The organism is Clostridium psychrophilum (genome assembly GCF_018861705.1).
Lineage (GTDB): Bacteria > Bacillota > Clostridia > Clostridiales > Clostridiaceae > Clostridium_AD > Clostridium_AD psychrophilum.
This window is the reverse complement of record NZ_JAHLEC010000025.1, coordinates 33340-42885: the sequence shown is the minus strand read 5'-3', so window position 1 is coordinate 42885 and position 9546 is coordinate 33340. Positions and strand designations below refer to the sequence as shown.

Sequence of the window (9546 nt, the reverse complement as noted above, 5' to 3'; positions counted from 1 at the left end):
TTTTGCAAAACATAGTAATCCTCCTCTACGTACTGATTTTGATATTATTATATCATAATTACTACGTTTGGAAGTAATTACAAGCTTTTTGTGGGATAATCATACTATTAATAATGTGAAATCTATATAAAAATAAAAAACGTAAAACGACCAGCAGTTATATTAAACTACTGGTCCCATAAATGAAATATTTTGTTCGATTTTAGGCCTTAATTCACTCCAGGGGAATATATTAATATTTGCTAGGTAGTTTATACTGCTGAAGTATTTGTTATATATGCATTTTTGTCATAACATTAATGATTTGTGGATTAACCATACCAAAAATCATTGCTATATGAGTTACAACTAAAAATCCACTTATAAGAATAAAATGTGCTTTCATTCTTTCATTGGAAGATTTATTTTTAAATATTATACCAAGTTCCATTAATGCAATTGGTAAAAGAAAAACAACTCCAATAAGGTAAAAACCTACAGCGACAACATCTACCCAAGTATGCCATCCATTATTTGATGTTAGTGGAATAACAACATTTAAAAATAAGTATATAAAAATTCCTGTAAAATAAAATCCGTCAAAAATACCTACTATTTTATTTAAAGTTTTTATACCGCCTTGTTTAATATTATTAAAAAGAATAAAGAATTCAGTAATAGTTAGCGTTTCTGCCATTATAACTGGTATTGCCATAAATATTATTAAATTCCAAGGTTGATTGTCAGTTAGTAGCGACATGTAATGAGTCATATTCATTATGATCATACTCCCTTCTTCAAATTGATTATAATAAAATGTTGTGAAAATTTTATGAAGTTTTACCATATAAAAATATTTAATTAAATGTTAGTATAGAATTGAAGTAATATATATATTAGCATAGAAATAATATTGAGATTCGAATATAATAAAAGGGAGAAATCAATGTGAAAGTGGGAAACTTCCCTTCTGAAATGTCGTTAAAGTGAACATATTCCGGAAAAGAATATAAGGAGAGATAAAAGTAATGAAGAAAATAGAAGTTATTCGTTCGGAGAATATTGAAGAGGCGTTATCTATTTCGAATAGACAGTATTTAGTTGGTAATTTAGCTTTGCCACAAGAATTAGATAATTTGCCAGATAATCATGTAGAGGTTGGCATTACAGAATATAAAAAAGATACTATTGAAAAACCACATTATCATAAAACAACGAGTGAATATGTTTATGTAGTAGAAGGTGAATGTAAATATATTGATGTTAATACAAAAGAAGAAACATTCGTAAAAAAAGGAGATTTTTTTCTAATTCGCAAGGATATTACATATGCACAAAAGTCAAAGGCAGGGCTTAAATTATTGTTTTTTAAGTATCCATCAGGCAATGATAAAGTTAAAGTAGGTTATGGCGGAACGTTAGAAGAGTGGTATAAAGAGTATTAAAAAATAAAAGAACGTACAATTAAAATAATTGTACGTTCTTTTTTAATTATCTAAAAAACTGATTTTGATAGTTAAGAACACTTTTAAGGTTAATGAAAGTTTAAATGAATGAAGCTATAATATGAATGTAATCAGTTACAAAACATATAGCAATCGTATACAAACAAGCGGAATTATAAAATTATTTACAGAACATTTTATTAAAGACTTTAATTAACAAGTAGGTAAACTATTTTTTTAATTAAACATGTAAACGTATAAAAATTAATGAGGGGGGAATCTTAAATGATTCACAAATGTATTGTAATGAAAGTATTTAGCGGTTTTCATGATGAATATAAAAGACGTCATGATGAAATTTGGCCTGAAATGGTTAAAATGTTACATGAATATGGTGCAAAAAGTTATTCCATATTCTTGGATGCAGAAACAAATAGTCTAATCGCTTATTTAGAAGTAGAGGATGAAAAATTATGGAGTAAAAGTGATAATACAGAGATATGTCAAAAATGGTGGGCTTATATGAAAGATGTTATGGAAACAAATGAAGACAATAGTCCAGTTTCAATTGAGTTAAAGGAACTATTTCATTTAGAGTAAAAAATGGGAGGAATTTAAATGAGTAATAAAGAAGGAAAAGAAATGACTAGTAAAGAAAAAAATAAATTAACTTGGAAAACCACTATATCAGCATCTATGGCAAACTACATTGATGCAGGTTCTATAGTTGCTGGAGCTGCAGGCTTATCACTATGGACGAAATATCTTCATATGACTGATATGAAACTTGGATTATTAAGTGCTTTAAGTTCCAATGCTGTTTCAGCAGCTATTGGTGCATTAATTGGTGGTTATATCTGTGATAAATATGGTCGTAAACTAGTTTATAATTGCTCTATGTTATTTTATATGTTTGGTATGTTATTTATTATTTTTTCACAGAATTTTGGAATGATGTTAACTGGTTATATAATTGTAGGATTATCAGTTGGTGCTGACATTCCTGCATCATGGACTACTATTGCAGAAGGGGCTCCGGCTAAGGAAAGAGCGAAACATTGTGGTACAGCACAACTTGCATGGTCAGCTGGTCCAATTATTGTTTTGATTTTATCAGTGGCACTCGGAAATTTAGGATTACTTGGTAGTCGTATAGTTTTTGGACATTTATTTGTTGTAGCACTTATTACTTGGTTAATAAGAAGAACTTTACCTGAGTCACAATCTTGGTTAGATCAAAAACAAAAGGAAAAACAACTTGAAGCAAAAGGACAATTCCAAAAGGTAACTATTAAGGATATATTAAAACCAGTAAATTTCAAATCAATATTATTTTTGCTTGGTGTGTATTTATTTTGGAACTTGGCAGCAGGTACAATGGGCTTCTTTATGCCATTAATTTATCAAACAGTAGGTAAGGTTTCATCACAACAAGCTAATCTACTTCAAGCAGTATTATTCGGATTTACAGCTATTGGTACTTATTTCATATTCATGAAGCTCGGAGATAAAGTTAATCGTAAAGGGTTATATGCAGCAGCGGCCATAATGGCAATTGGTGCATGGTCAATATTCTTGTTACCGGCATCAAGTATGAACGCTAGCATGCTCGTAATATTTGTTGTTGTAAATGGACTCTCATTTGGATTTGGTGCACAACCATTCTATCAACTATGGGCTAGTGAACTTTTCCCAACGAAATATAGAGCTACCGCTCAAGGTGTAATGTTCTTTGTTGTTCGTATCGCACTTGGTATATGGAGTTTCATTATCCCAAGCATTATGAGCAAGGCTGGTTTCCAATTGGCAGCAGCATTTATGGTAGGGTTCCTTATAATTAGTGGAGTAATTGGTGTTATATTTGCTCCGAGAACTTCGGGCAGGGCACTTGAGGCAATTGAAAAAGAACGTTATGGTAATACAATTTAATATATTTTCTTAATGATTGTAGAATGGCCTATTGGAATGTATATGATATTACAGGAATAAACACTGGCAAGAGTGTTAGGAGGTAAGCTATGGAATACTATTTGGCAATTGATATTGGCGCCTCTAGTGGAAGGCATATATTAGGATCAGTAGACAATGGAAAATTGAAATTAGAAGAAGTTTATAGATTTAAAAATGGAATTGGTAAAATTAACGATGAATATTGTTGGGACATTGATCAATTATTTAATAATGTAAAAGCAGGAATTAAAAAATGCGTAGAGCTTGGGAAAATTCCTAAGAGTGTAGGGATAGATACATGGGCAGTAGATTTTGTGCTTCTAGATAAAAATGATGATATTTTAGGGAATGCAGTATCTTACAGAGATAATCGAACAGAAGGTATGATGGAAGAAGTTTTTAAAATTATTCCTAAAGATATGATGTATTTATATACAGGCGTTCAGTTTCAAAGATTTAATACTATATATCAATTACTGTCGATCAAGAAAAATAAACCTGGAATTCTAGAAAAAGCAAAGACGTTCTTAATGATTCCTGATTATCTTAATTTCCTGCTTACAGGAAAAAAAGTTAATGAGTACACTAACGCAACAACAACCCAATTAGTAAATTCTTTTGATAGAACATGGGACCCAAAGATTTTAGATGATTTAGGGATTAAAAAAGATATTTTTCAACAGATAAAGTTACCTAAAACCAACCTAGGTACTATGCGAGAAGAATTAGTTAAGGAGCTAGGTGTTGATATGGAGGTTATACTTCCTGCAACACATGATACTGGTTCAGCATTTATATCATCAGTATGTAATGATAGTGATAGTATTTATTTAAGCTCTGGTACATGGTCGCTAATTGGTTTAGAAAATAGATTCCCATTATGTGTTCCACAAACTATGGAATATAATTTTACTAATGAAGGTGGTATAGATTATAGATTTAGATTCCTTAAAAACATTATGGGTCTTTGGGTAATTCAAGAAGTTTCAAGAAATCTTGAGAATAAATATTCGTTTGCGGAGCTCGTAGATTTAGCAAGAGCAAAAGCAGATTTTACTTCGATAGTAGATGTTAATGATGATAGATTCTTAAAACCAGAAAATATGATTGACGAGATAAAAAATTATTGCATTGAAACTAACCAAAAGGTTCCAGAGGGCGTTGGTGAGATAGCAATGTGTGTGTATAATAGTTTGGCACATTGTTATAAAAAAGCTGTTTCTAATATTGAAGAGATATTTGAAAAAAAATTCAAGAGAATAAATATTTTTGGTGGAGGATGTCAAAACAATTTTTTGAATGAATTAGTTGCAAATGTTACTGGAAAAGAAGTAATAGCAGGACCAATTGAAGCAACAGCAATAGGAAATATCGCAGCTCAGCTTTTAAGTCAAAACATTTTTAAAGATTTAGGGGAAGCAAGACAAGCTATTAAGGAATCTTTTGATATTGTTACATTTAAACCTGATGAAGCTTAGATAGTTATAATTAAGGATAAAAAATATAAGGGAGGCAAACATAAATGAATATTAAAGAAAAGTATGAAATGTCTAAAAAAGAATATGAAAAATGGGGACTGGATGTAGATAAGATTTTAGAAGAACTTAATAAGGTGAAAATATCAATTCACTGTTGGCAAGGGGATGATGTAACTGGTTTTGAAAAAAGCCAAAACACATTATCTGGTGGAATAGCTGCAACTGGTAATTATCCAGGAAAAGCAAGAAATGGGGAAGAACTAAGAAAAGATTTAGATAAAGCATTAACCTTAATTCCTGGAAAACATAAGATTAATCTTCATGCTATATATGCTGAAACTGATGGAGAAGTAGTTGAAAGAGACGAGCTAAAACCAGAGCATTTTAAAAAATGGGTAGAGTGGGCTAAGAAAAACGGATTAGGTCTTGATTTTAATCCAACAATCTTTTCACATCCTAAAGCAGCAGATGGATTAACGTTATCAAGTCCTGATAAAGAAATAAGAGACTTCTGGATAAGACATTGTAAGGCATCTAGAAAGATTGGAGAATATTTTGGCAAGGAACTTGGACAAACTTGTTTAACTAATATTTGGATTCCGGATGGATACAAAGATGTTCCAAGTGATAGGATGGGACCTAGAAGAAGACTTAAGGAATCATTAGATGAAATATTTACACAGAAAATAGATAAAAAATATAATCTTGATTGTGTTGAATCAAAAGTGTTTGGCCTGGGAGCAGAAGCTTATACTGTAGGTTCAAGTGAATTTTATATAAGTTATGCAGCTAAAAATAACATAATGTCATTAATGGATACAGGACATTATCATCCAACAGAGGTTGTTTCAGATAAACTCTCAGCAATGTTATTATTTAATGATAAAGTAGCACTTCATGTAAGCAGACCAGTAAGATGGGATTCAGATCACGTAATACTTTTAGATGATGAAATTAAAGAACTTGCTAAAGAAATTGTAAGAAATGATGCATTAGGTAGAGTTATTATTGGACTTGATTTCTTTGATGCAAGCATAAACAGAATAGCTGCATGGACAATAGGATCAAGAAATATGATAAAGGCATTACTCAGTGCGATGCTCACACCTAATGAGAAATTAAAAGAATTACAAGACACAGGAAACTTTACAGAAAGATTAGCTTTAATGGAAGAATTTAAAACTTATCCAATGGGTGATATCTGGAATTACTATTGTGAAAAGAATAATGTTCCAGTAGCAGAAAAATGGCTGGATGATGTTAAGGACTATGAAAAAACTGAATTAAGTAAAAGAAATTAACTAGATTATGGTTAATATTTTAAAGAAAGGCATAAGGAAAACATCTATATTTTAGATGTTTTTCTTATTTTGCTACAGTGTAACTATTTATCATTTACCTAGGCATTAATGAGTTTTAATGTACTAGAAAAAAATACTCTTGCATTTTAAAAGAATGTTATGGCATATAATTTAATTGTTATTGTGATAACTTGTAACGCCATTATAAGGTTATACTAATTAAATGATTACAAAATAAAAAGTGATGGTGATAATATGGATATTATAGAGCTTGATGAAAAATTAAAACAATTAAATGATATAGAAAAGGAAACATATAATTTATATAATACTAAAATAAATACAAATCTTGATATCAAACTTAAGGAACACTTTTCTAATAAGGTTAAAAATAATTTATGGATAATTAACAATAAAAAGTTGATGAATGAATCAGAAGATATAGCTATCCATAAACATGATCGTTTTATAAAATTTGATAAACATAAACATGATTATTAAGAAATGATGTTTGTATATTCAGGAAAAATAAAACAGGAAATAGAAGGAGAAAAATTAGTAATAGAAAAAGGAGAAATCCTATTATTAGACATGAACGTTGAGCATAGTATAGAGGCAGCTAGTGTAGACGATATTGCCATTAATGTATTAATAAAGAAAGAGTTTTTTGACTGGATTTTTATGAGCCAAATTGCAGATAATGATTTAATCTCTAATTTTATTATTGAAGCAATATATGGGAAAAATAAGTTTAAGCAGTATATTCATTTTAAAACATCACAAAATGATAAGGCTTTTAATTTTATGATACAAATCCTTATGGAATATTATGATAAAAAAAATGGGATGGAAACGGCTATTCGAGCTTATATAATGTTATTATTCAATGAATTGTTAAGAGATTATAAAAATAACCTATCTAGCGAAATAGTTTCTAAAATAGATATTACAATATCTACAGAAATTCTAAATTATATTAACAGTAATTATAAGGATATAACACTTAAGAATATTGCAGATCATTTTGGTTATAATCCTGATTATATAGGTAAATTAGTTAAGAAAACTATAGGAAAAACATTAACGGAATTGGTAAAAGAAAAAAAGATTAAACAGGCAGAATATTTGTTACAGAATACAAAGATGTCAGTAGTCAATGTGATCACTGAAATTGGTTATTCTAATGTAAGTTATTTTTACAGGCAATTTAAAGAGCAGGTAGGGGTTACACCTGATGAATACAGAAAAAAGTAATAAAAAATTCAATAACTGGTTAAGGCAAAATCAATAAATGTTGATTAATGTTGTATTATATGTGCTAGTTTGATATATTTAAGTAAACTTAAAATGAATTGTGTAATTTAAAACATTACAGTTATAATATAAGATATACGTTGATAAACTTATTATGATAAAATTAAGCAAAAGATATATAGGAGGAACTGGCATGTTACCAATAGAAAGATTGGAAATAATAAAGCAAATAGCAATAACTGAAAAAAAATTATATGTATCAAAGCTAAGTGAAAAGTTTCAAGTAACTGAAGAAACAATAAGGCGTGATTTAGAAAAATTAGAGTCACAAGGTATAGTTACTAGGAGTTATGGAGGCGCAACTCTAAATGCTGAAAAAACAAATGAAGATATACCTTTTTATAAAAGATCAAAGACTAATATAGAAGATAAAAAATATATAGCAGCAAAGGCAATAGAATTTATAAAAGAAGGAAGTACAATAGTTGCTGATTGTAGTTCAACAGTACTTGAAATATTAAAATCTATTAGAGATAGAAATGATGTAACAGTTATTACAAATTCAGTGGAAGTAATTCAAGAATTAAACCAATCAGATTTACATATTATATCAACGGGTGGAGCCATAAAGCAAAGTTCTTTATCTATGCAGGGGCCTATAACACAAAGTACTATTATGAAGTACAATGTAGATATAGCTTTTGTAAGTTGCAAAGGGATGGATATTAAAAAAGGAATATTAGACTCAAACGAAGCAGAGGCAGAAATTAAAAGGACAATGATTAAGCAAGCGAGTAAGGCGATTTTGTTAATTGATCATAGTAAATATGATAAAACATGTTTTGTAAAACTTTTTGATTATGAAAATATAGATTATGTCATTACTGATAAGCAGCCGAGAGAAGAATGGTTAGATTTATTGCATTCTTATAATATTGAAATTATATATTGAGAAAATACATAAAACATTAGAATAGGCTGAAGCTAAAGAATTACTCAAAAATTATATTGAGGAAGTTCTTTAGCTTTTGTTTATGACATTTATAAATATAAGTTTGTATATATTTTTATAAATTCTTTTTTTATTAAAATAGGAAAGAGTATAGATGAACAAATGTTGATTCATATAATATTTACATTTGAAAACAAAATAAAACAAATAAAAACAACAAAAACGTTTGTATTTAACAAAGAAATAAAGTATAATTAAAGAAATTAGATGTAATAAAAATATATTATATAGTAAACCATGATAAGAAGAAAAATAAGTTAAATATGAAAGGTAGGAGATTAAAATGGCTTTAGAAGATATGAAATTCATACAAAATTTTAAGAAAATTACTAATGATGCGTGGCTTAAAGGTTGGCATGAAAGAAATGGTGGAAATATAACTTACAGATTAACCGAGGATGAGGTAACAGCAGTTAAAAAATTTATTAATGAAAATACAGAATATACTCCAATCGGAGTAACTGTTAAAAATTTAGCTAATGAATATTTTTTAGTAACTGGAAGTGGAAAGTTCATAAGAAATATGAGCGTTTGTTTAGAAGAGAATGCAGGACTTATAAAAGTTGATGAAAAAGGTGAAAACTACAAGATAGTTTGGGGATTAATAAATGGAGCAAAACCAACAAGTGAAGTAACATCACATTTAATGAGTCATTCAATAAAGAAAGAAAAAACAAATGGTGCATACAGAGTTATAATGCATTCACATACGACAAACGCTATAGCATTAACATTTGTATTACCATTAGATGGCAAGGTATTTACTAGGCAACTATGGGAAATGGCAACAGAATGTCCAGTAGTATTCCCAGGTGGTATAGGTATTGTACCTTGGATGGTTCCAGGTGGAGCTGCAATTGCTGAAGAAACAGGTGAATTAATGAAAAAACACGACGTTGTAATTTGGGCACATCATGGAATGTTCTGTGCTGGTGAAACTTTAGATTTAACTTTTGGACTTATGGATACAGTAGAAAAATCAGCTGAAATTCTAGTTAAGGTATTATCTATGGGTGGAAAGAAACAAACAATAACTTCTCAAAATTTTAGAGATTTAGCAAAAGATTTCAATGTTAATATTTCAGAAGACTATTTGGGTTAACAACATTTTAGAAAAAATATATTCT

At 29.2% G+C, this 9546-nt stretch carries 10 protein-coding genes; 9 read left to right on the top strand and 1 reads right to left on the bottom strand.

From position 1 onward, the window contains the following. Nucleotides 1-271: 271 nt before the first annotated feature. Nucleotides 272-757, bottom strand: a complete 486-nt coding sequence (locus KPL38_RS07765) for a DUF6803 family protein (RefSeq protein ID WP_216288578.1) — start codon at nucleotides 755-757, stop codon at nucleotides 272-274. A 250-nt stretch (nucleotides 758-1007) separates the two neighbouring features. Here KPL38_RS07765 and KPL38_RS07760 point away from each other — a divergent pair, with 250 nt between their 5' ends. From KPL38_RS07760 to rhaD, 9 genes are all read left to right on the top strand, one after another. Then, nucleotides 1008-1424, top strand: coding sequence for a cupin domain-containing protein (locus tag KPL38_RS07760; RefSeq protein WP_216288577.1), 417 nt, complete (start codon nucleotides 1008-1010; stop codon nucleotides 1422-1424). A gap of 285 nt (nucleotides 1425-1709) precedes the next feature. Then, nucleotides 1710-2024 carry an L-rhamnose mutarotase gene (rhaM, locus tag KPL38_RS07755; protein ID WP_216288576.1) on the top strand — a complete coding sequence of 105 codons (315 nt, stop codon included), beginning with the start codon at nucleotides 1710-1712 and terminating at the stop codon, nucleotides 2022-2024. Nucleotides 2025-2042: 18 nt separating this feature from the next. Next, nucleotides 2043-3353 carry an MFS transporter gene (locus KPL38_RS07750; protein WP_246577871.1) on the top strand — a complete coding sequence of 437 codons (1311 nt, stop codon included), beginning with the start codon at nucleotides 2043-2045 and terminating at the stop codon, nucleotides 3351-3353. A gap of 89 nt (nucleotides 3354-3442) precedes the next feature. Beyond that, nucleotides 3443-4852: a rhamnulokinase gene (rhaB, locus tag KPL38_RS07745; protein WP_216288575.1), complete on the top strand. Its 1410-nt coding sequence runs from the start codon at nucleotides 3443-3445 to the stop codon at nucleotides 4850-4852. Between the two features lie 44 nt (nucleotides 4853-4896). After that, nucleotides 4897-6153, top strand: coding sequence for an L-rhamnose isomerase (gene rhaA, locus KPL38_RS07740; RefSeq protein WP_216288574.1), 1257 nt, complete (start codon nucleotides 4897-4899; stop codon nucleotides 6151-6153). Nucleotides 6154-6408: 255 nt separating this feature from the next. Next, nucleotides 6409-6654 (top strand): hypothetical protein, encoded by a 246-nt coding sequence (locus KPL38_RS19585; RefSeq protein WP_246577870.1) that lies wholly within the window; start codon nucleotides 6409-6411, stop codon nucleotides 6652-6654. Nucleotides 6655-6657: 3 nt separating this feature from the next. Further along, nucleotides 6658-7407 carry an AraC family transcriptional regulator gene (locus KPL38_RS07735; RefSeq protein ID WP_246577869.1) on the top strand — a complete coding sequence of 250 codons (750 nt, stop codon included), beginning with the start codon at nucleotides 6658-6660 and terminating at the stop codon, nucleotides 7405-7407. A gap of 193 nt (nucleotides 7408-7600) precedes the next feature. Then, nucleotides 7601-8359, top strand: coding sequence for a DeoR/GlpR family DNA-binding transcription regulator (locus tag KPL38_RS07730; protein ID WP_216288573.1), 759 nt, complete (start codon nucleotides 7601-7603; stop codon nucleotides 8357-8359). A 343-nt stretch (nucleotides 8360-8702) separates the two neighbouring features. Then, nucleotides 8703-9521 (top strand): rhamnulose-1-phosphate aldolase, encoded by an 819-nt coding sequence (gene rhaD, locus KPL38_RS07725; protein ID WP_216288572.1) that lies wholly within the window; start codon nucleotides 8703-8705, stop codon nucleotides 9519-9521. Nucleotides 9522-9546: the final 25 nt, after the last annotated feature.

Bases quoted from the DNA above. Each gene is read 5' to 3' on its own strand.
- KPL38_RS07765 (WP_216288578.1), bottom strand. From the start codon at position 757: ATGAATATGACTCATTACATGTCGCTACTAACTGACAATCAACCTTGG.
- KPL38_RS07760 (WP_216288577.1), top strand. From the start codon at position 1,008: ATGAAGAAAATAGAAGTTATTCGTTCGGAGAATATTGAAGAGGCGTTA.
- rhaM (WP_216288576.1), top strand. From the start codon at position 1,710: ATGATTCACAAATGTATTGTAATGAAAGTATTTAGCGGTTTTCATGAT.
- KPL38_RS07750 (WP_246577871.1), top strand. From the start codon at position 2,043: ATGAGTAATAAAGAAGGAAAAGAAATGACTAGTAAAGAAAAAAATAAA.
- rhaB (WP_216288575.1), top strand. From the start codon at position 3,443: ATGGAATACTATTTGGCAATTGATATTGGCGCCTCTAGTGGAAGGCAT.
- rhaA (WP_216288574.1), top strand. From the start codon at position 4,897: ATGAATATTAAAGAAAAGTATGAAATGTCTAAAAAAGAATATGAAAAA.
- KPL38_RS19585 (WP_246577870.1), top strand. From the start codon at position 6,409: ATGGATATTATAGAGCTTGATGAAAAATTAAAACAATTAAATGATATA.
- KPL38_RS07735 (WP_246577869.1), top strand. From the start codon at position 6,658: ATGATGTTTGTATATTCAGGAAAAATAAAACAGGAAATAGAAGGAGAA.
- KPL38_RS07730 (WP_216288573.1), top strand. From the start codon at position 7,601: ATGTTACCAATAGAAAGATTGGAAATAATAAAGCAAATAGCAATAACT.
- rhaD (WP_216288572.1), top strand. From the start codon at position 8,703: ATGGCTTTAGAAGATATGAAATTCATACAAAATTTTAAGAAAATTACT.